Origin of the sequence: Stenotrophomonas tumulicola, assembly GCF_014117215.1 — a bacterium.
Classification (GTDB): Bacteria; Pseudomonadota; Gammaproteobacteria; order Xanthomonadales; family Xanthomonadaceae; genus Stenotrophomonas; species Stenotrophomonas tumulicola.
This window is the reverse complement of record NZ_JACGXS010000002.1, coordinates 504,755-528,836: the sequence shown is the minus strand read 5'-3', so window position 1 is coordinate 528,836 and position 24,082 is coordinate 504,755. Positions and strand designations below refer to the sequence as shown.

Sequence of the window (24,082 nt, the reverse complement as noted above, 5' to 3'; positions counted from 1 at the left end):
CGGGGCCATGCCCCGCTGCCGTTGGCGCGATGCCGGAAACAAGGGCAGCGGGGCATGGCCCCGCTCTACCCATCCCACCCCATTCCGCCGGGCATGGCCCGGCGCCACCCGACGCCGCATGGACCTGTCGAAGGGGGGCGGGGTGGGTTGACGGGACCTTGTGAGGCAGGAGCCGAACAGGAGCCCCCATGGATGGGTTCACGGCGCGTCCCGCCAACCCACCCCGCCCCACCCACACACAACCCTGCAGCCTTTGATTTTGACGTTGCTGTTGCCGTTGCCGTTGCTTCCAGCAGGTGCCGGGCCGCAGGCCCGGCATCACCCCTCCTGCATCAGCGCCTCGATCTCATCAGCGCTGCGCGCCAGCCCTTCGGTCAGCACGCGATGCCCATCATCGGTGATCAGCACATCATCCTCGGTGCGGATGCCGATACCGCGCCAGCGCGCCTCCACGCTCGCATCGTCCGCACCGACATACAGGCCCGGCTCGATGGTGAACACCATGCCGGGCTCCAGCAGGCGCGAATCGCCTGCCAGCCGGTAGTCACCGACATCATGTACATCCAGCCCGATCCAGTGCCCGGTCTTGTGCGGATAGAAACGCTTGTACTGCTCGCCGGCCAGGTTCGCTTCCAGCGTTCCCTTCAGCAGCCCCAGCCGCAGCAGGCCCTCGGTGAGCACCTGCACGGCTGCCAGATGGCCCGCTTCATAGGGCAGGCCCGGTCGCGCCTGCGCCAGCGCAGCGGCCTGTGCCGCACCGACCAGATCGTGCAGTGCGCGCTGCTCGGCGCTGAAGCGGCCATTGACCGGAAACGTACGCGTGATGTCACTGGCGTAGCCGCGATACTCAGCCCCCGCATCGATCAATACCAAGTCCCCATCACGTGACCGCGCGTTGTTGTCGCGGTAGTGCAGGATGCATCCGTTGCGCCCTGCGCCGACGATGCTGGAGTATGCAGGGCAAGCATCGTTGGCACGGAACACCCGTTCCAGTTCAGCCTGCAGTTCATACTCGTGCATGCCTGCGCACGCAGCCTGCATCGCTGCGCGGTGGCCCTCCACGCTGATCCGTGCGGCCTGCTCCATCAGCACCACTTCAGCGCCGGATTTGAACAGCCGCTGTTCGTGCAGCAGATGGCCCAGTTCGAGGAACTCATGCGGCGGCTGCGCACCGTGGCGCACCTGCGAACGCACTCGATTCACCCAGCCGATCAGCTTGAGATCGAACTCCGCATCACGGCCGAAGTGGTAATACACCCGGGACCGCCCTTCCAGCAGTCCCGGCAGGATGTCGTCCAGGTCATTGATCGGATAGGCATCGTCCATCCCGTAATCCGCAACCGCCCCATCCTGGCCAGCACGGCCACCATCCCATGCTTCGCGCTCGGCATCGCGCTCGCGGCAGAACAGGATGACTTCCCCATGCCGGCGGCCGGGTATCAGCACCAGCACCGCATCCGGTTCCGGAAATCCGCTCAGATACCAGAAATCCGAATCCTGACGATAAGGGTAATGGGTATCCAGGCTGCGCACTTTCTCCGACGCGGCCGGCAGGACGAGGATCGCGTCCTCGCCAGCCATTTCCATCAGCTGCCGTCGCCGCCGCCGGTACTCCGCGGCACTGATGCCATTGCGCAGGCGCAGGTCCATGCGGACGCCCGGCATCAGTTCAGGCGCTGGCGGTGGCGCGCCGCCATCACGCAGTCCCCGTGCAGCAACAGCACCGCCACGCGGATGAATTCCTCGATCTCCGCCAACGCTTCGTCGTCTTCCTCGCCGTCGCTGTCGAAATCATCGCTGGACGCCTGCGCCAGCTTGGCCAGATCGTTCAGCGCCTCATCCCCCTCCTCGGACAAGGCAGGACGGCGCTGGCCCGAGCCCAGCCCGAACCCACCCAGGAAAGCCCGCGCCCAGGTGAACAGCGCGTCGACCCGGGCTTCAGTCTGGCCGTCATCGGTGAGCAGCAGTTCGAAGCCGAAATCACGATCCTCCAGTTGTTGCACGGTCACCTGCAACAGTTGCCCCAGCACGCTGTCATCAGCCACCGGACGCAACGCATCGTCGGCCAGCACCCGCGCAGGCCAATCATTGCCCGGCGCGCCGCCTGCAGCCAGCCAGCCACACAGGCCGCCATGCAGTTCGGCCGGGGTGGCCCCCAGGCCCAACGCCTGGCTGGCACGGGCAACATCGTCGACAGAGGGAAGTTCGGTCATCATCAGGCTCATCTGTGAAGGGAGGCGACCCCTGCATACCCGCACGTGTCGCCGATGGGCTAGTTTAGAACGTGAGGCGGTCGCTCGCAGCCCACCCTGCCCATGCTTGACCGGCACCTGAGGCCCTGAGACTCTTGCCCCATGGAACCCACCAGCCCCCTTGACCAGTTGCAGGCCTTCGCCGCCCGGGTGGAGGCGCTGCTCGAGCGCAACCAGCGGCTGGCAGACGAGAACCGCAGCCTGCGCCACCAGCAGGAACAACTGGTGGCGGAACGCTCGACGTTGCTGTCCAAGAACGAGCAGGCACGTTCCCGGGTGGAAGCGATGATCACCCGGCTCAAATCCCTGGAGCAGCACACATGAGTGCCGAACCGGTCAACGTACGCATCCTGGATCGTGATTACACCGTGGGCGTGGGCGCGGACGAGCGCGACAGCCTGATTGCGGCCTCGCGCCTGCTGGATGCGAAGATGCGCGAAATCCGCGGCAGCAACCGCATGGCGGCGGTGGATCGCGTGGCCGTGCTGGCGGCGCTCAACCTCGCCCACGAACTGCAGCAGCTGCGCGACGAGAACGCACGCCAGGCCGTGGCGCTGCAACAGACACTGGCCGACCTCAACCGCCGCCTGGACCGCGCCATCGACGGCACGTAAAAGAGGACGGAGGGGATCAAGTCGTTTTCGACACCACTACGCTGGTCTAAAACGACTTGATCCCCTCCGTCCCCTTTTTATGAATTGGCACGCAATGTTGCCGACGAACGGGCTATCGCTCTGCGTACGCGCCGCTATACTGTGCCTGCGTTCTCTGCGGTGCACGACGGCATGTGCAAACATTCGCCTTGTCCCTTAAGAACGACACCGGGAGCGCGACGGAGCCGGGAGTGCAGGTCCGCCTTGCAGCGGGAAGCCCGATGGTTCCCCAGCGTTCCCACTTGAGCCCCTGGGTTCAAGGTCGTTTCGCATGCATCGTCATTGCGGAGAATGCAATATTCCACAGCGGCGGCGTCTTCGGATGCCGCCGTTGTCTTTTCCGGGTGGCCTGGCGGCACAATATCCGGATGTCCTTACCGTTGAGCCGACGATGACCGATCCGCGCCAGGACCTGCGCACCGTGCTGCGGCAACGCCGCCGCGACCTTCCCGCCAGCACGCGCATCGAAGCCGCCGACCTGCTCGCGGCACGCCTCCTGGCCTTGCCCTTCGCGCCACGGCATGGGCACGTCGCCGGCTACTGGGCCATGGATGGCGAGATCGCCCTGCATCGTTGGCAACTGAGCCTGCCCGATACGCTGGCCTATTGCCTGCCGGTGCTGCACGAACGCGTGCTGCGCTTCGCGCCGTGGCGACCCGGACAAGCGCTGCGCCAGAATCGTTTTGGCATCCCGGAGCCGAATATCGACCCCTTGGACGCGCTGGACGCCAGCGCGATGGACATGGTGGTCACCCCGCTGGTCGGCTTCGACGCCGGCGGCGCGCGCCTGGGCATGGGGGGCGGCTGGTATGATCGCAGCTTCGCATTCCGGCATGGCCGCCCCGCCCCGCCCTGGCTGGTCGGCGCCGCCTTCGCCGTGCAACAGGTCGATGCGTTGCCTGTGGCGTCCTGGGACGTCCCGGTCGATGCCATCTGTACCGATGCGGCTACCCTTTTCCCTTCTTCCGTGAACGCATGACCGCACGCAAGCGCTACTGGCTGATGAAGTCCGAACCGGACGCCTTTTCCATCGACGACCTGCAGCGGGTCGGTACCGAACCCTGGAACGGCGTACGCAATTACCAGGCGCGCAACTTCATGCGCGACGGCATGCAGGTCGGCGACGGCATCCTGTTCTACCACTCCAACACCAAGGTGCCCGGCATCGTTGGGGTGGCCACCGTGGCCAGCGCGGCGTATCCGGACGAGACCCAGTTCGACCCGAAGTCCGATTACCACGACCCGAAGAGCACCCGCGAAGAACCGCGCTGGATGCTGGTGGACGTGGCTTTCGAACGCAAGCTGCGGCAGGTGATCGCCCTGGACGAGATCAAGCCGCACGCCGAAGCGCTCGGTGAGGGCTTCCCGCTGGTTGCAAAGGGCAACCGCCTTTCCGTGTTCCCGGTGACCGCTGCGCAGTGGAAGCTGTTGTTGTCGCTGGAAAAGAAATCCTGATCCCTGCCTGAGATTCCCTGCATGTCCGAAGCCAAGCGCCTGGCCGCCGAAAAAGCCATCGAATACGTCGAAGACGGCATGATCGTCGGCGTCGGCACCGGTTCCACCGTAGCCTATTTCATCGATGCACTGGCACGCATCCAGCATCGCATCAAGGGCACCGTGTCCAGCTCCGAACAGAGCACCACGCGGCTGAAGCAACATGGCATCGAGGTAATGGAGCTGAACCATACCGGCGCGCTGTCCTTGTACGTGGACGGCGCCGACGAATGCGATCCGGGCAAATGCCTGATCAAGGGCGGCGGCGCGGCGCTGACCCGCGAGAAGATCATCGCCGAGGCCAGCGAGCGCTTCATCTGCATCGTCGATCCCAGCAAGCAGGTTCCCGTGCTGGGCAACTTCCCGCTGCCGGTGGAGGTCATCCCCATGGCGCGCAGCCTGGTCGCCCGGCAGATCCGCGACATGACCGGTGGCCAGCCCACCTGGCGCGAGGGCGTGGTGACCGACAACGGCAACCAGATCCTGGACATCCACCACCTGCAGATCACCGATCCGGAAAGGCTGGAGCGCGAGCTCAACCAGTTGCCGGGCGTGGTCTGCGTGGGCCTGTTCGCGCGCCGGCGTGCCGACGTGGTGATCATCGGCGGCGAACCGCCCGTTGTGCTCTGAAATTCCCGGCCCGGCAGGTCTCCTGCCGCACTGACTGACTTGCGAGGATATGCCGATGTCGATCCGCTCCCTGATCCTGTTGCCACTGCTTGCGCTGGCCGGGTGTGCCACCGGTGCCGCCCAGCACTGGGTGGAACTGGACGGTGCCCGTTACAGGGTCGAACTGGCCCAGAACGATGAGACCCGTGCACGCGGCCTGATGTTCCGCGACAGCATGCCCGAAGACCACGGCATGCTCTTCATCCATGATCGCGAGGAACCGCTCGCATACTGGATGAAGAACACCAGGCTCGGCCTGGACATCCTCTACTTCGACAATGCACGCCGCCTGGTCAGCCAGCAGCGGGATGTGCCGCCATGCTCTGCCGGCGACAGGTGCCCGCCCTATCCCAGCAGCGGTCCGGCACGTTACGTACTGGAACTCAATGCCGGCCAGGCCGAGAAGATCCAGCTCAAGGATGGCGCCGAACTGAAGTTCGGCCCGGGCATCCCGACCAACTGATCCACTGCGGCCGGGTGACGATCAGGGGTCGTCACCCAGCGGATTTCACGCCGTGCATCTTGAATCCTTGCCGGATTGCCGCCAGTCTGTGTCCATGCAGGATCGGATGACATTGCCCGACTGGGAAAGCCTGGCCGAACTCGACGACGAGTCGCTGCCACTGCTGCCCACCGCCCTGCTCATCGCACGCGATGAGTATCCCGCGCTGGATCCGGGAGTGTATGACGCCACCGTGCAGGCACACGTGGAGCACCTGCGCGCGGAAGTGGACACCATCCCTTCCGCGCCGCTGAAGATGGCCGCCATCAACCGTCACCTGTTCGACGAACTGGGTTACAGCGGCGACCATGACGAGTACTACGATCCGCGCAACAGCTACCTCAACCAGGTGTTCGAGCGTCGCCTCGGCAATCCGATTTCACTGGCCCTGGTACAGATGGAAGTCGCGCGCCGGCTGGGCATCCCCCTTGATGGCGTGTCCTTCCCCGGTCATTTCCTGGTGCGCCTGCCGATGGATGAAGGCGTGCTGGTCATGGACCCGTTCAACGGCGGACGTCCGCTCGGCGTGGACGAACTGCGCGAACGGGCCAGCTCGCACCTGGGCGGGCTGGCGCCTGACGACCAGGTGCTGGCGCAGATCCTCGACCCGGCCCCCAGCCGGGCGATCCTGATGCGCATGCTACGCAACCTGCATGGGGTCTACGCGGAAAACAAGCAGTGGGACCGCGCCGCGCGCAGCGCCGACCGCGTGCTCAAGCTGGCCCCGGAAAGCGACGATGCGCTGCGCGACCGCGGCCTGGCCTACCTGCACCTGGAATACCTCGCAGGTGCGCGTCGTGACCTCGGCCGCTATGTCCAGCGCAACCCTGGTGCCAGCGACACCCAGGCGCTGCGCGAGAAACTGGTCGATCTCGGCGGCCCGCGGACGCGCCTGCATTGACCATGCAACAGGTAGCGGGGCCATGCCCCTGTTTCCTCGTACGGCAGCGGGGCACGGCCCCGCCGTATCGGATCGAACGATCAGTCCAGCTCGACCATCTCGAAATCGTCCTTGGTCACGCCGCAGTCCGGACAGGTCCAGCTATCGGGAATGTCCTCCCAGCGCGTGCCCGGCGCGATTCCCTCCTCCGGCAGGCCATCGGCCTCGGAATACAGGAATCCACAGACCACGCACATCCAGGTCCTCAGGGGGGTACTGCTGGTGTCGCTCATCGGACGTTACCCTTCAAAACAAGCCATCACATGCATCCTGCGGCCATTGTCCCATCGCGGCCGCGCAACCGGTAGCCATCCATGCCCCAAGCACTTCACGCACCACGCGGTGTGTACCTGATCACCCCTGACGAGCCCGATACCGCACGCCTGTTGGCCCGTGTGCAGCCACTGCTGGCTGCCGGGCCAAGCTGGCTGCAGTACCGCAACAAGGCCGCCGACGCCACGCTGCGATTCGAACAAGCGGCAGCCCTGCAGGGCCTGTGTGCCGACCATGGCGTCCCGTTGATCGTCAATGACGACGCCGCGCTGGCCCATGCCATCGGCGCAGCCGGGGTGCACCTGGGCGAAGACGACGGTGAAATCGCCGCGGCGCGCGCCCTTCTGGGCCCCCGGGCCATCGTCGGCGCCTCCTGCTACGACGAACTGGGCCTGGCCGAACGCGCAGTAGCTGCCGGCGCCAGCTATGTGGCATTCGGTGCTTTCTTCCCCAGCCGCAGCAAGGCCACCACCCGCCGTGCCCATCCGGACCTGCTGCGTCAAAGCGCCGCACTGCAGGTGCCACGGGTGGCGATCGGCGGGCTGACCCCGGACAATGTCGGTCCCATCATCGCCGCCGGCGCCGACCTGGTGGCGGTCATCAGCAGCGTGTTCGCGGCCGACGATCCGGTCGCCATGCTGCGCGCCTACCTCGCTTGCTTCCAGGATGCTTCCGCATGAACCACGACCAATCCCACGCCCTGTTCACCCGTGCGCAGAAGCTGCTGCCCGGCGGCGTCAACTCGCCGGTGCGTGCATTCAAGTCGGTAGGCGGCGAGCCGTTCTTCGTCGAACGCGCCGATGGTGCGTATCTGTATGACGTCGACGGCAACCGCTACATCGACTATGTCGGCTCCTGGGGCCCGATGATCGTGGGCCACAACCACCCCGCCGTGCGCCAGGCCGTGAAGCAGGCGGCCGACAGCGGGCTGTCCTTCGGTGCACCGTGCGCGGCCGAGGTCACCATGGCCGAAACCCTCACCCGGCTGGTTCCATCGTGCGAGATGGTCCGGATGGTCAACTCGGGTACCGAAGCCACGCTGTCGGCCATCCGGCTGGCCCGCGGCGCCACCGGCCGCAGCCGCATCGTCAAGTTCGAAGGCTGCTACCACGGCCATGGCGACTCGTTCCTGGTAAAGGCCGGAAGCGGCATGCTGACCCTGGGTGTACCCACCTCGCCCGGTGTCCCGGCCGGCCTGAGCGAGCTGACCCTGACCCTGCCCTACAACGATTTCGATGCAGCCACCGCGCTGTTCGAAGCACAGGGCGAGCAGATCGCCGGACTGATCATCGAGCCGGTGGTCGGCAACGCCAACTGCATCCCACCGCGCGAGGGCTACCTGCAGCACCTGCGCGCGCTGTGCACGCGCTTTGGCACGGTACTGATCTTCGACGAAGTGATGACCGGTTTCCGCGTCGCCCTTGGTGGTGCGCAGGCGCACTACGGTGTCACCCCGGACCTGACCACCTTCGGCAAGATCATCGGCGGCGGCATGCCCGTGGGTGCCTACGGCGGCAAGCGCGAGCTGATGCAGCAGATCTCCCCGGCCGGGCCGATCTACCAGGCGGGCACGCTGAGCGGCAACCCGGTGGCGATGGCCGCAGGACTGGCCATGCTGGAACTGGTCCAGCAACCGGGTTTCCACGCCGACCTGTCCGCGCGCGCCGCGCGTCTGTGCGCAGGCCTGGAGCAGGCAGCAGCCGACGCCGGCGTAACGGTCACCACCACCCAGGTGGGCGCGATGTTCGGCCTGTTCTTCACCGACCAGAAGGTGGAAACCTACGCCCAGGCCACGGCCTGTGACATCCCGGCGTTCAACCGCTTCTTCCATGCCATGCTCGGGCAGGGCGTGTTCCTGGCACCGTCCGCCTACGAGGCCGGCTTCCTGTCCAGCGCACACGACGACACAGTGATCGAAGCCACGCTGGCCGCCGCCCGCATCGCCTTCCGCGCCTGAAAAAGGGGACGGAGGGAATTAAGCCGCCTTAATCCCCTCCGTCCCCTTTTTTTTCAACCGAAGACCAGCTTGCCCTTCATCATGGCGAAGTGGCCGGGGAACGAGCAGAAGAAGGTGTAGTCGCCGCCCTTCTCCAGTTGCCGGGTGGAAAAGCGCACGCGGGTGCTCTGCCCGCCGCCGATCACCTTGGTATGGGCCAGCACGCGTGCGTCGTTGCGGGGCAGGTAGCTGTCGGCCAGGCTGCCGCGCATGCCCGCCATCGCCACCGGCTGGTAGTCCGCCGTGCGCGTCAGCACCCAGTTGTGGCCCATCGCCGTGACGGCCAGTTTGCCGGCATGCCGCAATGTCAGCTCGACCTCGCTGCAATCAGCCGCCAGGGTGATCTGCTTGCTGCTGAAGGTCATCTGGTCGGTGCTGTCGATGCTCACGGCACACACCCGCGCCATCGCCGAGGGCGCAAGCACCATCATCCCCAGCCCCATTACCCACGCCCGCGTCTTCGCCATGTCCCACTCCGTTCAACCGATATCGCCATTGTAGGAAGCCCATGGCGCCCGCGGTTGCGACCGGCTGTCGCACCCGTGCAATGAAATGCGGCATGCTGCTGGCATGAAACCGCAGATCGAATTGCTGCTGCTCGACGTGGATGGCGTGCTGCTGCATTACCAGCGCACCCGTCGCGTGCTGCACCTGGCCTGCGCACTTCAGGTTCCGACCGAACAGGTGCACCAGGCACTGTACGAAAGCGGCCTGGAGGCCGACTACGATGCGGGCATCATCGATACCCCAGGCTACCTGAAGCAGCTCGGTGATGACCTGGATGCGCAGGTGGATCCGGCGTTGTGGGTCGCCGCGCGCATGGCGGCTTCGCGCGCGCAAGCAAGTGTCATCCAGCGCCTGCTCGCCTTGCCGGCAACGTTGCGATTGGGGCTGTTGACCAACAACGGGCCGCTGATGGCCGAAGTAATCGAACAGCTGCTGCCCGACCTGCACGGACGACTGCAGGGACGCGTCCTGTGCAGCGGCATGCTGGGGGGACGCAAGCCTGCGCCGGCTGTATTCCTGCAGGCGCTGCAGCACCTGCAGGCGACGCCACAGCGTACGTTGTTCGTCGATGACCTGTTCACCAACGTGCGCGGCGCGCGGCAGGCAGGACTGCATGCGGAGACCGTGCGCGATGGGCGCGGCCTGGGCAGGGTCCTGAAGCGTTATCGCCTGGGGTGACGGCTACCTGCCGTCACCTGGAACAACACGGCGGATGCAGGCCAGCACCGGTACCTCCGCCGGTCAGCGCGCGGCGACATAGGATGCGACCGCAGCACGCAGGCGCTTGAGACCCTCGGCAACTTCCTCATCGGTGATGTTCAGCGACGGCACGAAACGCAGCACGTCCGGCCCGGCCTGAAGGCTCAGCAACCCATGCTCTGCAGCATGGTCAAGTATCATGCCCGCCTGCCCCTCATGCGCCTTGGACAGCACCGCACCCAGCATCAGCCCGCGACCACGCACCTGGCTGAAGACGTCGAACTCTGCGTTGATCCGGTCGAACCCATCGCGCAACGCGCGCGACTGCCGGCTCACGTTGGCCGCGATCTCGTCCGAAGACAGCTTGCGCAGCGCCACACGCGCCACCGCTGCAGCCAACGGATTGCCGCCAAAGGTGGTGCCATGGGCACCGAACTGCATCGTCTCGGCCACCTTCGGCCCGGCCAGCATCGCGCCGATCGGGAAGCCGCCGCCCAGCGCCTTGGCCAGCGTGACCATGTCCGGTACCACGCCGTCCTGCCAGTGCGCGAACAGTGTACCGGTACGGCCCATGCCCGCCTGGATCTCATCGAGCACCATCAGCGCACCGTGCTGGTCGCACAGTTCGCGCACACGCTGCAGGAACCCGGCCTTGGCCGGCATCACGCCGCCCTCGCCCTGCACCGGCTCGAGCATCACGGCAGCGACGTCACCGGCGGCCATCGCCGTTTCCAGCTGCACCTCGTCATTGAAATCAACGTAGCGGAAACCCTGCGGCAGCGGCTCGTAGCCTTGCTGGTACTTCGGCTGCGCGGTGGCGGTCACTGCCGCCAACGTGCGGCCATGGAAGCTGCCGCGGAAGGTGACGATCACCCGCTTATCGGCGGGGCGCCCCTGGGTGGAGGCCCACTTGCGCACCATCTTGATCGCCACTTCATTGGCTTCGGCGCCGGAGTTGCACAGGAACACGCGCTCGGCGAAGCGGCTGGCCTTGACCAGTTCCTCGGCCAGGTGCAAGGGAGGTGCACTGTAGAACACGTTGCTGGTGTGCCACAGCTTGCCGGCCTGCTCCAGCAGAGCGGCGGTCAGGTCCGGATCGTTATGGCCCAACCCGCATACGGCAATGCCAGCCGCCAGGTCGATGAACTCGCGCCCCTGCGAATCCCACACGCGCGCGCCCTGGCCACGTTCGAGCACCACCTGGCGCGGCTTGTACACCGGCAGGTAATAGTGCGAAAGGGAAATCAACGGGTCGGTGGCGGCGGTCATGACGGTCCGGCTGGCTTCGGAAAGCGTCCATTCTCGCGCCGGAACTCCCAGCGCACAATGCATCCGCGCAGACGCCTGCCAGCCGGTGACGTCGCCGCCCGGATACTCTTCCCTCTGCGCGCCCTCCGGTTACTCATGTCGCCCCGGGCGAGCTTGCTTCCATGCATCATGGAAGCAAGCTCGGCGCTGGCACGCCAGGCGCTACTGCCGGTTGCTCTGGAAGACCAGCTTGTTGTAGAGATTCATCAGCCGACCGGGCGAGCCTTCCGGCGCCAGCGTCGGGTTGTCGAGCCAGCCCTTTTCCATCTGGCTGTAAGGCGTCTTGTTGGCCACGCGCTTGACCCGCGCCTTGCCTTCCCGACGGAATGCTTCTGCCGCGGTCTCGAAGCTGTTCCAGTCCATCCTGCCAGGCTCGATGTCGGCAACCTTGGCATGCGCTTCATCTGAGATACGGTTGAAGCCTTCGAGCAGCGTGTTGGCACGGCTGACGTCGAAGGCGTCTTCCTGCAGCAGGCCGATGATCTCCTTCGCGTCCAGCATCATGGCCAAGCGGTAATACTCGCGGGTACGACCCTCCGCCTGCTCCAATGCGATGAGGTGCTCGCGCTGGGCGGCATCGTTCTGGGCATCCAGTTCGCTGCTGAAGGCGGCGCTGGCATCCACGAACTCGGACAGCGCGCTCATCAGCGGCGCATGCAGCTGCTTGCCCTTGGCGAACTGGTCGTCCTCATGGTCCAGGCGCTCGTAGTAGTCATGCACCTCATGGCTGACCGGCTGCAGCGCCTTGAGCGCATCATCATAGCGGCGCGCGGCCGCGTCGAGCTGCGGCAATGAGGGCGGGGTCGCGATGGCATCTGCCATTGGCTTGCAATCCCTCATGTTGTACGCACTGATGTCGTAGGGCGGGTAGACGGTGGACTCGCGCCCGGTTGGACCCGCCTCGGGATCCTTGATCCAGCTCGTGTAGTGCTCCGCACCAGCGTGCACCTTGGAATCCACCTCGTTGAAGCATTCAATGTAGGCGTTGAGCTTGACGGTCAGCGCCTGCTGCGCGTCAGACGCCGGATCGGCGCCCCCGGTGTCGGCTGTCGGATCGGCCGATGGGTCATTGGTGCTGGTACCGCATGCAGCGGCACAGATTGCAACAGATACGGCCAATGCCGTCATGCGAAAAGTCGAAAACATTCGATCACATCCTTGTTGGAAACGATTTCAGATCGCGCACCTTACCAGATGCCATCACCCATGAACCGCATCAGTCCAGGAACAGGTCCGGCAGCAACGGTTGGGCCGGATCCACCGCATAACCTGACAGGTCGGTCACCCCGGCAGCAGCCAGTACCTCATCGTCCAGCAGGAACTGCCCATGGAAGCCCCGCGCCTCGCGCACCAGCACCGCATGTGCAGCATCGGCGACGATCTGCGGCGAACGGCAACCCGCCACGTCCACGCCGGGAATCATGTTGATCGCATCGGTGGCGATGACCGTACGCGGCCACAGGGCGTTGACCGCCACGCCACGCGGACCGAACTCCGCAGCAAGGCCCAGGGTGACCAGGCTCATGCCCATCTTGGCCAGCGTGTAACCCGTATGGGGGCCCCACCACTTCGCATCCAGGCTGGGCGGCGGAGCCAGCGAGAGGATATGCGGATTGGGCGCTTCCAGCAGGTGGGGCAGGCAGGCCTGCGCGCACAGGAAGCTGCCGCGCGCGTTGACCTGCTGCATCAGGTCAAAGCGCTTCATCGGCGTATCCAGCGTACCGCGCAGCCAGATCGCGCTGGCATTGTTGACCAGGATATCGATGCCCCCGAAAGTATCGACAGTGGCGGCAACGGCTGCGCGCACCTGGTCCTCTTCACGGATGTCGCACTTCAACGCCAGCGCCTGGCCGCCCGCTGCGGTGACCGCCTCGGCGGCTGAATGGATGGTCCCTGGCAGCTTTGGATTGGCCACTGCGGACTTGGCCGCGATGGCCACGTTGGCGCCATCACGTGCGGCGCGCAGTGCGATCGCCAGCCCGATCCCCCGCGAAGCCCCGGTGATGAAGAGGGTTTTTCCCTGCAGGTTCGCCACTACGCTTCTCCTCGCCAGCCCGGGATCGGGCCTGCATTATGCCCCTGACCACGCAGGTTTAACCGCGGTTGTCGATACTCGACCTACCGCTTCGTCGCACACAGGAGACTGTCATGCCACGTAACGCCCTGCTGTTGTCATTATCCCTTGCTGCGCTGTTGGGCGGCTGCGGAAACCCGCCTGCCGGCCCCGGATCCAACGATGCCTCCCCCGCTGCGGACCCAGCGGCGGCTCCCGCATCGGCTTCAGCTGCGGACGCGGCGGCAGCCAACGCGCTTGCCTGGGACGCGTCGGTGGTCTGGGAGGGAGACCTCAATGCATGCCGTCAAGGGGACAGCGCTACCACCCGTGCATGCCTGCTTGATGCCATGCGAAACAGCGGCGCAAGTGCCGCGGCGCTCACTGCCGCCACCCAGTTGTCCAGCGGCGGCGAGCTGGCTTACGTCTCGGCATGGCACGAACACGAAGGCATCGGCGTGGCCACGGTGACCTATCCGTTCCGCGCCAATACCAATGAAGGAACCCGGCTGGTCGACGCCCAGGGCAAGCGCATCGATGTCGATGCCGCTCCGGCTGCCGACGGTGCCAGCACCGATCCGAACCTGCAGGTGCTGCTGCAGGCGCATCCCGATGCGACACCGTTCGCCCCGGCCCAGGCAGCAGGCAGCGCGCCACTGGAAAATGGCGGCATCCGGCTGCTGTACCGCACGCCGCTTCGCCAATGCCACGCCTGCGTGGATGTCGGGCAGTTGCCAGTGGCCTATGACTTCGATGCGCAACGACGCTTCATCGGCCAGCAGGTAGTCCCGGAGGGCTGACGGCCAACCCGGCCCCCTGGCGCAACCACCGCCGGCGCCGTCCTATGGTTTTGGCCCCTGCCCCTCGTTGTCTTCCCAATGCAGGATGCGCCGGGTGACGAAGCGGTAGACCGGCTTGCCGGTGGCAAACCACACCTCGCGAACCCACGAGGTGCGCTTCAGCACGCGCTTTTCCACCGGCGTCAGCGCCGCACGGCAGTACATGCGCTTGTGCTTGAGCAGGTGGCGCAGGTCTTCGCGCGCCAATAACCGCATCCAACGCGAACGTGGATGGCCGATCACCGCCAACTGGAAATCGATCAACGCCGGCCGGCCATCGTCGGTGACCAGCCAGTTGGCCTCCTTGGCCAGGTCGTTGTGCGCGACGCCACGCCGGTGCAGCTGCTGCAGCAACCGTCGCGCCGAATGGAACCAGGCCACGTCGCCGCGTGGCGGTCGCTGGTACATCGCGTCACCCGCCATGAAGCTGCGGTCAAGCCAATGCCCGTCCCACGCCAGCAGTTGCGGCACGTCGGCCATGCCCTGCAGGTGACGCAGGGCGCGTGCTTCGCGGCGCGCCAGCCACCATGCCGGCAACCGCAGCCACCAGGGTGTTGCCCCGAGGTCGCGCCGCACGAAACGCCGGCCCGCGTCCTCGACCAGCAGGATGCGGCCAAAGCTGTCTGATTTGAGCGCCTGCTGGCCCGGCGGCGGAGCATGATGTGCCATGCGCCATTCTAGGCGATCGGATGGGCCACCATCAGCCCGCAACGAGCAGGCATCCAGTCAAGTTCAGGCCCCTATAATCGCGCGATGGACTCTTCATGGATCGACGCCACCCTCGCGTGGATAGCCGCTCATCCCGTGCTCGCCGGCGCGGTCATCTTCCTCATTGCATTCTGCGACGCGGTGATCATCCTCGGCGCCATCGTGCCAGCGCTGCCGCTGCTGTTCGCCGTCGGTGTGTTCATCGGCCTGGGCCAGATCTCCGGCCCGTACGCGGTGGCATGCGCGGCGCTGGGGGCGTTCGCTGGCGATGGCATCAGTTACTGGATCGGTCGCCGCTGGGGTGACCGCCTGCGCGGTGTCTGGCCCTTCAGCCGCCACCCGCAACTGCTGGAGCGCGGCGAGACGATGTTCCGGCGCAACGCCTTCAAAAGCATCCTGGTGGCACGCTACGTTGGCGCCATCCGGCCCTTCGTGCCGGCCATCGCCGGCATGCTGAAGATGAATGCCAGCCGCTACGTGCAGGCCAGCGGCATCGCCAGCCTGTCCTGGGCGGTGCTGTTCCTGCTGCCAGGCTGGGTGCTGGGCGAAGCCTACGATGCGGTAGCTGCCGTGGCAGGCCGGCTGGTGGTGGTACTGGGGCTGCTGGGCGTGCTGCTCGGCCTGGTCTGGGCCATCGTGCTGTACGGCTACCGCTGGTCGGCGGCGCGCATGGACAACTGGCTGGCACGGCTGCTGGCCTGGTCGCAACGCCATCCCGCCCTCGGCCGCTACTCGGTATCCGTCTTCGATCCGCAACGCCGCGAATCGGTGCCCCTGGCCATGCTGGCGCTGATGCTGCTGATGCTCGGCTGGGGCTGGTTCGCACTGTTGATGGTGGTAGTGGCGCACGGGGAACCGCTCAGCGTGGACCTTGCCGTGCACCAGGCCATGCTGGCGCTGCGCAATCCGCTGGCCGACCATCCGATGGCCGCGCTGGCGTCGCTGGGCGCCTGGCCGGTGCTGCTGCCGGCCATCGCGGCCGGCATGGGCTACCTGGTCTGGCGCAGGCGCTGGATGGCCGCCGCACACTGGCTGGCGGCACTGGCCTTCGGGCTGGCCCTGACCATGCTGCTCGGCACGACCGTGGACGTGGTGCGTCCGCCGGATGCCAGCAGTGGTTTCGGCTTCCCGTCGGTATCGGTGACCATGGCCACCATCACCTTCGGCTTCTTCGCCGTGCTGATCGCGCGCGAGCTGCCAGGACGCACCCGCGTCTGGCCATACCTGGTGTCGGGCATCGTGGTCAGCCTGATCGGCTTCTCGCGCATCTACCTCGGCGCCCACTGGCTGAGCGACGTGGTCGGCGGCATGTTGTTCGGGACGTTCTGGCTGTTGGTGCTCGGCATCGCCTACCGTCGCCGCTTCAACCGTTCGTTCTGGGTCAAACCGGCTGCCTGGCTGTTCTACGGCACCTTCGCAGCGGCCGCGGTCTGCTATGCGCCACGCAACATCCCGATCAAGCTTGAGCGCTTCGAGCCACGCCCGGCGGTCCCCACCGCGCTGCAGGCGACGCAATGGTGGCAGCAGGGATGGCAGCAGTTGCCATCGCGCCGCAACGAATTCGACGATGACCAGCGCTGGCCACTGGATGTGCAGGTAGCCGGACCGCTGGCGCCACTGCAGGCACGGATGGAGGCACGCGGCTGGAAGGTACAGCCGCAGGCTGGTTGGGAACAGGCACTGCTGATGCTGGACCAGGACACCGGGGCACAGGAGCTGCCGGTGATGCCGGCCACGCTGGATACCCAGGTGGAAAGCCTGCTGCTGGTGCGCGATGGCGAACACGCCGATGAGCGCCACGTGCTGCGCCTGTGGCCGGCACAAGCGATGCTGCAGCCTGGCGAGGTTCCCCTGTGGCTGGGAAGTGCACAGACGTTGCGCTTCACCCGTCACTTCAACTGGATCGGCATGTGGCATCCGATGCGGGGCGTGGACCCGGCAATGGCTGCGGTGAAGCAATCCCTGGATGGCCTGCCGGTGCAGGAAGACGTGCATCCTGCCACCGGCCTGCCGGTGCTTCGCATCCGCACCGGGCAGTGATGCCAGCGTTGCCGGGCATGCCCGGCAAGGCAACCTCAGGGCATCCAGCCCAGCAGCCGCTGCAGCCGTTCGTGCGGATCATCCAGCTGCAGCAATTGCAGCCGCTGGCTCTCTTCCAGCGGCAACAACTGGGCCAGTTGCCAGCCTACCCAGGCCGCCTGGTCCAGCTGCACCGGGGACGCCGGCGCGTATTCGCTGCCAGCCTGTTCGATGATGTGCTGCAGCAGCGTGCCCAGCAGGGCGTGCTGCGGACGCAGCTCATCATCACTGTCCGGCAGGCACCAGCTGACATCGGCCACCACCAGCCCGTTGTCGCGCACGCGCGTACGTTCGACGTGGAAGCGCCGCATCCCGCGCAGGCGCAACTGCAGCACCCCGTCGGCACCCATGTCGAAATCTTCCACCCGCACATCCACGCCGAACGCTGCGGGTACCGCCGCAGCGCCGACCTCTTCGCCCTGCAGGATCAGGCAGACCCCAAAGCCGGTGCCGTCGCGGCTGTTCCCGCGCAGCATGTCCAGGTAACGGCGTTCGAATACCCGCAGGCCGATGGCCGCACCGGGAAGCAGCACCGAATGCAATGGGAACAGTGGCAGCGTACCGGTATCGCTCATCGTTCCTGCAGCCCGGCGAAGAATCTGCGCGGCGCGCCGTCGAAGCCACCGTTGGACATGAACACCACATGGTCGCCCGCGCGCGCGATGGCCTGCAATCGCGCCAGCAGCGCGTCCGGGCCGGTCACGGCATGCGCGTTGCCACGCACGGCAGCAATAACGGCAGCAGCATCCCAGGCCAGCTCCGGCCGGTGCAGGAACACGACCTCATCCGCCAATGCCAATGAAGGCGCCAGCGCATCGGCATGGGCACCGAGCCGCATCGAATTGCTGCGCGGCTCCATCGCCACCACGATGCGCGCATCACCGACCTTCGCCCGCAGACCCTCCAGCGTGGTGGCGATCGCAGTGGGATGATGGGCAAAATCGTCGTATACGGTGACGCCAGCGGCCTGGCCGATGATCTCCAGGCGACGTTTCACGCTATGGAAACGCGACAACGCCGGCATCACGCTGGCCGGTTCCACGCCGACGGCATGCACCGCCGCCAACGCCGCCAGGGCATTGAGCACGTTGTGCCGACCCAGCAGCGACCACTGCACCAGGCCAATGGCCTGGCCGCGGTGATGGACCCTGAATGCGCTGCCATCGGCCTGCACCAGCTCAGCGTGCCATTCCAGCGATGCGTCGAACCCGAAACGCTCAACGGGTGTCCAGCACCCCATCGCCAGCACCTCCGCCAGGTGGGCATCCCCGCCGTTGACGATCAGGCGTCCCCGGGCCGGCACGGTACGCACCAGGTGGTGGAACTGGCGCTGGATCGCCGCCACGTCGGGGAAGATGTCGGCATGGTCGTATTCCAGGTTGTTGAGGATGGCCACCAGCGGACGGTAGTGGACGAATTTGCTGCGCTTGTCGAAGAACGCCGTGTCATATTCATCGGCTTCGACCACGAATTCGCGTCCCTGTCCCAACCGCGCCGAAACACCAAAGTCCTCGGCCACGCCGCCGATCAGGAATCCCGGCGAACGGCCTGCCGCTTCCAGCAGCCAGGCCAGGATGGAGGTGGTGGTGGTCTTGCCGTGCGTGCCGGCGACCGCCAGCGTGTCACGCCCCGGCAGCACCTGCTCGCTGAGCCACTGCGCGCCCGAAACATAGGACTGGCCCGCGTCGAGCACCGCTTCAACGGCAGCATTGCCGCGCGACAGCGCGTTGCCGACCACCACCTGGTCGGTGCCGGCCGGCACGCTGTCGGCGCGATAGCCCTGGTCCAGTCCGATGCCGAGCGTTTCCAGCTGGGTCGACATCGGCGGATAGATCGCCTGGTCGCTGCCAGTGACGGCGTGGCCGCGTTCGCGTGCCAACGCCGCGACGCCGCCCATGAAAGTACCGGCAATTCCAAGAATGTGTATGTTGCTCATGACGGACATTGTTACCGATCGCCCTGCTCCATGGGCAGAGGCCGTCGATTCAAGTCAGAAAAGTCCTACAACGCCTATGAGAAAACTCCAACGCAATGTAGGGGAAATCCTGATAGCGTAAAAGTATGATCACGGACACAATTTACGTCGCCAGCCGCAGTTCCCAACCGGTCCTACTCCCCAAGTGGCCATCCCCATGGGAGCTCAAGCTGCGGGGCCCTGAGCAAGCCCTACCGCTGGCGTTCTGAACGACACAGGCCTGGTCCGCAATGGACCAGGCCTGTGTTTTTTCATGCGCCAACCCGGCATTGCCGGGCATGGCCCGGCAATGCCGCCACTGCCTGATCAGTGCTTCGGCAATGCGGCGGTGATGCGGCCTTCCACCTCGTCCAGCTCGCCGACACCGTCCACGCGTGCCAGCGTGCCACGACCCGCGTAGAAATCGACCACCGGGGCGGTCTGCTCGTTATAGACCTGCAGGCGTTGGCGTACCGATTCGGGATTGTCATCGGCGCGCCCCTGTTCCGCAGCGCGGCCGGCAATGCGTTCGACCAGCAGCTCGGTGGCCACGTCCAACTGCACCACCGCGTCCAGCGGCTGGCTGATCTTGGCCAGCAGTCCGTCCAGCGCGTTGGCCTGCGCCACGTTACGCGGATAGCCGTCGAGGATGAAACCTTTGGCGACATCAGGCTGGCCCAGGCGTGCTTCCAGCATGCCCAGCAGGATCTCGTCGGATACCAGGTTGCCGGCATCCATCACCGCCTTGGCCTGCTTGCCCAGCTCCGTGCCCGCAGCCACTTCGGCGCGCAGCAGGTCTCCGGTGGAAATGTGGGCGATGCCGAGATCTTCCTTCAGGCGGGTAGCCTGCGTTCCTTTGCCCGAACCGGGCGGCCCCAACAGAACCAATCGCATCTAGCTGACTCCAACGTGTTGAAATTCCGGGAGATGCCGCGCCCGGACGGACCGGTATCGCTGCACCGCAATACCCGCACTTTACCGCATCCGGGTAATGTCCCTGCAATGTCCTTCCCCCAGACCGGAGTCTCCATGCGCCAAGGCACCCTGCTCTATGCCCAGTCAGGCGGCGTCACCGCCGTCATCAACGCGACCGCTTCGGCGGTGATCCAGGAAGCCCGCGCACGCGGGGTGAAGGTGCTGGCCGCGCGCAATGGCATCCTCGGCGCCCTGCGCGAGGACCTGATCGACACCTCACGCGAGTCCATCGCCGCCATCCGCGCGCTGGCCCACACGCCGGGTGGCGCCTTTGGCTCGTGCCGCTACAAGCTGAAATCACTGGAGCACGATCGGCCCCGCTATGAGCGGCTGCTGCAGGTGCTGCAGGCCCACGACGTGCGCTGGTTCCTGTACAACGGCGGCAATGATTCCGCCGACACCGCATTGAAGGTGTCCGAGCTTGCCAAGGCCTTCGGCTATGACCTGGCCTGTATCGGCGTGCCCAAGACCATCGACAACGACCTGGCCGTGACCGACACCTGCCCCGGCTTCGGTTCGGCCGCCAAATACACCGCCGTGTCGGTACGCGAGGCGGCCCTCGACGTGGCCGCCATGGCCGAGACCTCCACCCGTGTCTTCGTCTACGAGGCAATGGGCCGCCACGCCGGCTGGCTGGCCGCCGCCGCCGGCCTGGCTGGCAATGGCGCCGATGAGGCACCGCACGTGATCCTGCTGCCCGAGCGCGCCTACGACGAGGCGGCTTTCCTGGCCAAGGTGCACGCGGTGGTCGAACGCGTCGGCTACTGCGTGGTGGTCGCTTCGGAAGGCATCGCCAGTGCTGACGGCCGTTTTGTGGCCGATGCCGGCGGCAGCAAGGATTCGTTTGGCCATACCCAGTTGGGTGGGGTCGCCGCGCACCTGGCGGCACGGGTGAAGGACCAGCTTGGTTACAAGGTGCACTGGACCGTGCCCGACTATCTGCAGCGCTCGGCCCGCCATATCGCCTCGAAGACCGACTGGGAGCAGGCGCAGGCGGTGGGCAAGGCTGCCGTCCGGCTGGCGCTGGCCGGACACAACGGGGTCATGCCGGTCATCGTGCGCAGCAGCGACAAGCCGTATCGCTGGAAGATCGACGCTGCACCGCTGGCGAAGATCGCCAACCACGAAAAGAAGATGCCGGCCGGCTTCATCCGCAAGGACGGCTTCGGCATCACCGAGAAGGCACGTGCCTATCTGCAGCCGTTGATCAAGGGCGAGGCCCCCCTGCCCTATGGGCCGGACGGCCTGCCGAAATACGTCACGCTGAAGAACACGGCGGTAAAGAAGAAACTGGAAGCCTTCGAAGCCTGAGCGGCGGCCCCGGCCAGCCCCGGCAGTGACGGGCCATGCCCGTCACCGTCAATTGCAGGCGTTGCCTTCCATCTGCAACTGCGCGGCGAACATCGTCACCTGCGGTATTTTTCCCGACGCCGCCTGCTTCTTCGCATCCTCCAGATAGATGCGCGACTGGCCTTGGCCGTCGCGTTCGGCATTGGGTGCAACGGGCAGGCGCCAGACACGCACCACCGCCTGTCGCGCTGGACACGCGGCTTCTGGAACACGGATCACGTCATTGAGCTTCCAGCCTTTCTCAGCGGTTGGCTGCGCCTTGGCGTAATCGACGAAGCGCGCGCGGGGCTGGCATTGCTCGCTGGTGCGCACCGGTGCGAAGCGATAAGGCTGTGCGGCGTCGCCGGTAAACGCACCCTCGAGCCGGGCACAGGCCTCCGGGATCTGCCGCAACGTATGCACGGCACCCACAGCCTGCGCGGCGCCAACGGCACGCTGCAGTTCCGGGGTTTCGGCAGCCAACGCCGGCACCGCCGACATCGACATGGAGAGGATCAGGACAGGCAGGCGCATCGGCATTCTCCACGACAGGTTCGGCGCACGGTCGCAGAGCCCGGCTTAACGGCGCGCAAAGATGCCGGGATGACGCAGCGCCACGGCCCCACGCGGCACGCCGCTGGCACCCTCACGCAACGCACCGCATACTGCGGTCACCAGGGATTGCTGAACACCGCCATACGTAGGACGACCGCCAAGGTCGGCACGGGCTGGTTCCAGAGTTGCAGCCCATCGTCCCCCTCGTGGTGCCGTTCACCACCGCTGGATGCCAATCATCCAACTCGGGAGGGGTCATGCTGGAACGTCATGGATTATCACTGGCGCTGGTCTGCGCCGTTGTCGCAATCGTGTATGGAATCGTCTCGGCGCGCTGGATCCTGCGCCAGCCCAGCGGCAACGCGCGGATGGCCGAGATTGCCGCCGCCATCCAGGAAGGTGCCCGCGCCTACCTCAACCGCCAGTACCTGACCATCGGCATCGCCGGCGTGGTTTTGTTCGTGCTGGTCGGGCTGTTCCTCAGCTGGTACACGGCAATCGGTTTTGCCATCGGCGCAGTACTGTCCGGCGCGGCCGGCTATATCGGCATGAACGTATCGGTGCGTGCCAACGTACGAACCGCCGAAGCCGCGCGACAAGGCATCAGTGCCGCGATGGACGTGGCGTTCCGCGGCGGCGCGATCACCGGCATGCTGGTGGTCGGGCTGGGCCTTCTGGGCGTTGCCGGCTATTACGGGATCCTGCTGCGGCTCGGGCTGGACGTGGGACAGGCGCTGCATGCGCTGGTCGGCTTGGCCTTCGGCTCCTCGCTGATCTCGATCTTCGCCCGCCTCGGCGGCGGCATCTTCACCAAGGGGGCTGACGTCGGTGCCGACCTGGTCGGCAAGGTGGAAGCCGGCATCCCCGAGGACGACCCGCGCAACCCCGCCGTGATCGCCGACAATGTCGGCGACAACGTAGGGGACTGCGCCGGGATGGCTGCGGACCTGTTTGAAACCTACGCGGTGACGGTGATCGCCACGATGCTGCTGGGCAGCCTGATGATCGCCGAAGCCGGTCGCAACGCGGTGCTGTACCCGCTGGTGCTGGGTGGCGTATCGATCCTGGCCTCGATCATCGGCGCGCTGTTCGTCAAGGTGAAGCCCGGCGGCTCCATCATGGGCGCGCTGTACAAGGGCGTGATCGTCTCCGGCGCATTGGCGGCCGTCGCGTTCTACCCCATCACTACCGCGCTGATGGGCGACAACGTGCACGGTCCCTACGCTCTGTATGGCTGCGCCCTGATCGGGCTGGTGCTGACCGGGCTCATTGTCTGGATCACCGAGTACTACACCGGCACCCAGTACAAACCGGTGCAGCACGTCGCACAGGCCTCGACCACCGGCCATGGCACCAACATCATCGCAGGCCTTGGCGTGTCGATGAAGTCCACCGCGTTGCCGGTGGTTGCCGTATGCGCGGCGATCTGGGGTGCGCATGCGCTGGGTGGCCTGTATGGCATCGCGATTGCGGCCACGGCGATGCTGTCCATGGCCGGCATGATCGTGGCGCTGGATGCCTATGGCCCAATCACCGACAACGCCGGTGGCATCGCCGAAATGGCCGAACTGCCGTCGGATATCCGCGACATCACCGACCCGCTGGATGCGGTCGGCAATACCACCAAGGCGGTAACCAAGGGCTACGCCATCGGTTCGGCAGCACTGGCGGCACTGGTGCTGTTCGCCGATTACACGCACAACCTGCAGGCCGCCAATCCCGGCCAGGAGTTCCGCTTCGACCTGTCCAACCATGAGGTGATCATCGGTCTGTTGATCGGTGGCCTGATCCCCTACCTGTTCGGCGCGATGGCCATGGAAGCCGTCGGTCGTGCCGCCGGCGCGGTGGTGGAAGAAGTGCGTCGGCAGTTCCGGGACATCCCCGGCATCATGCAGGGCACCGGAAAACCACAGTACGACCGTGCAGTGGACATGCTGACCCGATCGGCCATCCGCGAGATGATCCTGCCTTCGCTGTTGCCGGTGCTGGTGCCGGTCGCCGTGGGCTTGTTGCTGGGGCCGATCGCCCTGGGGGGCCTGCTCATCGGCACCATCGTCACCGGCCTGTTCGTTGCCACCTCCATGACCACCGGCGGTGGCGCCTGGGACAACGCCAAGAAGTACATCGAAGATGGCAACTTCGGTGGCAAGGGCAGTGAAGCGCACAAGGCTGCGGTAACCGGCGACACCGTGGGCGACCCTTACAAGGACACGGCAGGCCCGGCGATCAATCCTCTGATCAAGATCATCAACATCGTCGCGTTGCTGCTGGTGCCACTGCTCTGACAGGTAGGGGCG

The 24,082-nt window shown here is 66.0% G+C and carries 26 protein-coding genes and 1 other RNA gene; 15 read left to right on the top strand and 12 right to left on the bottom strand.

The genetic code is table 11. The annotated features are described in order from the left end of the window. Window positions 1-318 precede the first annotated feature (318 nt). A complete protein-coding gene (locus H4O11_RS07825) occupies window positions 319-1,650 on the bottom strand; it encodes an aminopeptidase P N-terminal domain-containing protein (RefSeq protein WP_425506016.1) in 1,332 nt (443 codons plus the stop codon). Window positions 1,651-1,664: 14 nt separating this feature from the next. Then, window positions 1,665-2,213: a UPF0149 family protein gene (locus tag H4O11_RS07820; RefSeq protein WP_182338833.1), complete on the bottom strand. Its 549-nt coding sequence runs from the start codon at window positions 2,211-2,213 to the stop codon at window positions 1,665-1,667. Between the two features lie 141 nt (window positions 2,214-2,354). On the opposite strand from H4O11_RS07820, the gene H4O11_RS07815 reads away from it, so the two are divergent. From H4O11_RS07815 to H4O11_RS07780, 8 genes are all read left to right on the top strand, one after another. Continuing rightward, window positions 2,355-2,576: a TIGR02449 family protein gene (locus H4O11_RS07815; protein WP_182338832.1), complete on the top strand. Its 222-nt coding sequence runs from the start codon at window positions 2,355-2,357 to the stop codon at window positions 2,574-2,576. After that, window positions 2,573-2,866: a cell division protein ZapA gene (locus tag H4O11_RS07810; RefSeq protein ID WP_182338831.1), complete on the top strand. Its 294-nt coding sequence runs from the start codon at window positions 2,573-2,575 to the stop codon at window positions 2,864-2,866. Before H4O11_RS07815 ends, H4O11_RS07810 begins: the two co-directional genes overlap by 4 nt. A 148-nt stretch (window positions 2,867-3,014) precedes the next feature. Then, window positions 3,015-3,200, top strand: a non-coding RNA gene (gene ssrS, locus H4O11_RS07805) — 6S RNA. Window positions 3,201-3,296: 96 nt separating this feature from the next. After that, on the top strand, window positions 3,297-3,884 hold the full coding sequence (locus tag H4O11_RS07800; RefSeq protein ID WP_182338830.1) for a 5-formyltetrahydrofolate cyclo-ligase: 588 nt from the start codon (window positions 3,297-3,299) through the stop codon (window positions 3,882-3,884). Beyond that, window positions 3,881-4,360, top strand: a complete 480-nt coding sequence (locus H4O11_RS07795; RefSeq protein ID WP_182338829.1) for an EVE domain-containing protein — start codon at window positions 3,881-3,883, stop codon at window positions 4,358-4,360. The genes H4O11_RS07800 and H4O11_RS07795 overlap by 4 nt, the downstream gene beginning before the upstream one ends. Window positions 4,361-4,381: 21 nt before the next feature. Further along, window positions 4,382-5,029 carry a ribose-5-phosphate isomerase RpiA gene (gene rpiA / locus H4O11_RS07790; RefSeq protein WP_182338828.1) on the top strand — a complete coding sequence of 216 codons (648 nt, stop codon included), beginning with the start codon at window positions 4,382-4,384 and terminating at the stop codon, window positions 5,027-5,029. 55 nt (window positions 5,030-5,084) lie between these two features. Next, complete coding sequence (locus tag H4O11_RS07785; protein ID WP_182338827.1) at window positions 5,085-5,531, top strand: DUF192 domain-containing protein; 447 nt, start codon at window positions 5,085-5,087, stop codon at window positions 5,529-5,531. A gap of 94 nt (window positions 5,532-5,625) precedes the next feature. Then, window positions 5,626-6,471, top strand: coding sequence for a SirB1 family protein (locus H4O11_RS07780; RefSeq protein WP_182338866.1), 846 nt, complete (start codon window positions 5,626-5,628; stop codon window positions 6,469-6,471). An 80-nt stretch (window positions 6,472-6,551) separates the two neighbouring features. On the opposite strand, the gene H4O11_RS07775 is transcribed toward H4O11_RS07780, so the two are convergent. Further along, entirely contained in the window at window positions 6,552-6,743 is a 192-nt protein-coding gene (locus H4O11_RS07775) for a rubredoxin (RefSeq protein WP_182338826.1), read from the bottom strand. A gap of 81 nt (window positions 6,744-6,824) precedes the next feature. On the opposite strand from H4O11_RS07775, the gene thiE reads away from it, so the two are divergent. Together thiE and hemL are read left to right on the top strand one after the other, a co-directional pair. Further along, on the top strand, window positions 6,825-7,463 hold the full coding sequence (thiE, locus tag H4O11_RS07770) for a thiamine phosphate synthase (protein WP_182338825.1): 639 nt from the start codon (window positions 6,825-6,827) through the stop codon (window positions 7,461-7,463). After that, window positions 7,460-8,740: a glutamate-1-semialdehyde 2,1-aminomutase gene (gene hemL, locus H4O11_RS07765; protein ID WP_182338824.1), complete on the top strand. Its 1,281-nt coding sequence runs from the start codon at window positions 7,460-7,462 to the stop codon at window positions 8,738-8,740. The genes thiE and hemL overlap by 4 nt, the downstream gene beginning before the upstream one ends. Window positions 8,741-8,793: 53 nt before the next feature. Here the strand turns inward: hemL and azu are convergent, their stop codons facing one another. Then, entirely contained in the window at window positions 8,794-9,246 is a 453-nt protein-coding gene (gene azu / locus H4O11_RS07760) for an azurin (RefSeq protein ID WP_246333341.1), read from the bottom strand. Between the two features lie 103 nt (window positions 9,247-9,349). On the opposite strand from azu, the gene H4O11_RS07755 reads away from it, so the two are divergent. Further along, window positions 9,350-9,964, top strand: a complete 615-nt coding sequence (locus H4O11_RS07755; RefSeq protein WP_182338823.1) for an HAD-IA family hydrolase — start codon at window positions 9,350-9,352, stop codon at window positions 9,962-9,964. Window positions 9,965-10,027: 63 nt separating this feature from the next. Here the strand turns inward: H4O11_RS07755 and H4O11_RS07750 are convergent, their stop codons facing one another. From H4O11_RS07750 to H4O11_RS07740, 3 genes are all read right to left on the bottom strand, one after another. Continuing rightward, window positions 10,028-11,254, bottom strand: coding sequence for an acetylornithine transaminase (locus H4O11_RS07750; RefSeq protein WP_182338822.1), 1,227 nt, complete (start codon window positions 11,252-11,254; stop codon window positions 10,028-10,030). 201 nt (window positions 11,255-11,455) lie between these two features. Continuing rightward, the gene (locus H4O11_RS07745; RefSeq protein ID WP_182338821.1) at window positions 11,456-12,439 is read right to left on the bottom strand and encodes a YiiG family protein; all 984 of its coding nucleotides are present in this window, start codon (window positions 12,437-12,439) and stop codon (window positions 11,456-11,458) included. A gap of 70 nt (window positions 12,440-12,509) precedes the next feature. Then, a complete protein-coding gene (locus H4O11_RS07740) occupies window positions 12,510-13,328 on the bottom strand; it encodes an SDR family oxidoreductase (RefSeq protein WP_182338820.1) in 819 nt (272 codons plus the stop codon). Window positions 13,329-13,696: 368 nt separating this feature from the next. On the opposite strand from H4O11_RS07740, the gene H4O11_RS07735 reads away from it, so the two are divergent. Next, window positions 13,697-14,146: a hypothetical protein gene (locus H4O11_RS07735; protein ID WP_246333339.1), complete on the top strand. Its 450-nt coding sequence runs from the start codon at window positions 13,697-13,699 to the stop codon at window positions 14,144-14,146. A gap of 42 nt (window positions 14,147-14,188) precedes the next feature. On the opposite strand, the gene H4O11_RS07730 is transcribed toward H4O11_RS07735, so the two are convergent. Continuing rightward, complete coding sequence (locus H4O11_RS07730; RefSeq protein WP_182338819.1) at window positions 14,189-14,854, bottom strand: serine/threonine-protein kinase; 666 nt, start codon at window positions 14,852-14,854, stop codon at window positions 14,189-14,191. An 84-nt stretch (window positions 14,855-14,938) separates the two neighbouring features. On the opposite strand from H4O11_RS07730, the gene H4O11_RS07725 reads away from it, so the two are divergent. Then, the gene (locus H4O11_RS07725) at window positions 14,939-16,933 is read left to right on the top strand and encodes a bifunctional DedA family/phosphatase PAP2 family protein (RefSeq protein WP_182338818.1); all 1,995 of its coding nucleotides are present in this window, start codon (window positions 14,939-14,941) and stop codon (window positions 16,931-16,933) included. Between the two features lie 35 nt (window positions 16,934-16,968). Here H4O11_RS07725 and H4O11_RS07720 read toward each other — a convergent pair whose 3' ends face one another. The 3 genes from H4O11_RS07720 to H4O11_RS07710 all read right to left on the bottom strand — a co-directional run bounded on the left by H4O11_RS07720 (window position 16,969) and on the right by H4O11_RS07710 (window position 19,820). Continuing rightward, window positions 16,969-17,547, bottom strand: coding sequence for an LON peptidase substrate-binding domain-containing protein (locus tag H4O11_RS07720; protein ID WP_182338817.1), 579 nt, complete (start codon window positions 17,545-17,547; stop codon window positions 16,969-16,971). Next, entirely contained in the window at window positions 17,544-18,917 is a 1,374-nt protein-coding gene (mpl, locus tag H4O11_RS07715; protein WP_182338816.1) for a UDP-N-acetylmuramate:L-alanyl-gamma-D-glutamyl-meso-diaminopimelate ligase, read from the bottom strand. The genes H4O11_RS07720 and mpl overlap by 4 nt, the downstream gene beginning before the upstream one ends. Before the next feature lie 336 nt (window positions 18,918-19,253). Beyond that, the gene (locus H4O11_RS07710) at window positions 19,254-19,820 is read right to left on the bottom strand and encodes an adenylate kinase (protein WP_182338815.1); all 567 of its coding nucleotides are present in this window, start codon (window positions 19,818-19,820) and stop codon (window positions 19,254-19,256) included. 135 nt (window positions 19,821-19,955) lie between these two features. On the opposite strand from H4O11_RS07710, the gene H4O11_RS07705 reads away from it, so the two are divergent. Then, the gene (locus H4O11_RS07705) at window positions 19,956-21,212 is read left to right on the top strand and encodes a 6-phosphofructokinase (RefSeq protein ID WP_182338814.1); all 1,257 of its coding nucleotides are present in this window, start codon (window positions 19,956-19,958) and stop codon (window positions 21,210-21,212) included. 48 nt (window positions 21,213-21,260) lie between these two features. Here the strand turns inward: H4O11_RS07705 and H4O11_RS07700 are convergent, their stop codons facing one another. After that, window positions 21,261-21,764, bottom strand: a complete 504-nt coding sequence (locus H4O11_RS07700; protein ID WP_182338813.1) for a hypothetical protein — start codon at window positions 21,762-21,764, stop codon at window positions 21,261-21,263. A 278-nt stretch (window positions 21,765-22,042) separates the two neighbouring features. On the opposite strand from H4O11_RS07700, the gene H4O11_RS07695 reads away from it, so the two are divergent. Further along, window positions 22,043-24,070: a sodium-translocating pyrophosphatase gene (locus H4O11_RS07695; protein ID WP_182338812.1), complete on the top strand. Its 2,028-nt coding sequence runs from the start codon at window positions 22,043-22,045 to the stop codon at window positions 24,068-24,070. Window positions 24,071-24,082 lie beyond the last annotated feature (12 nt).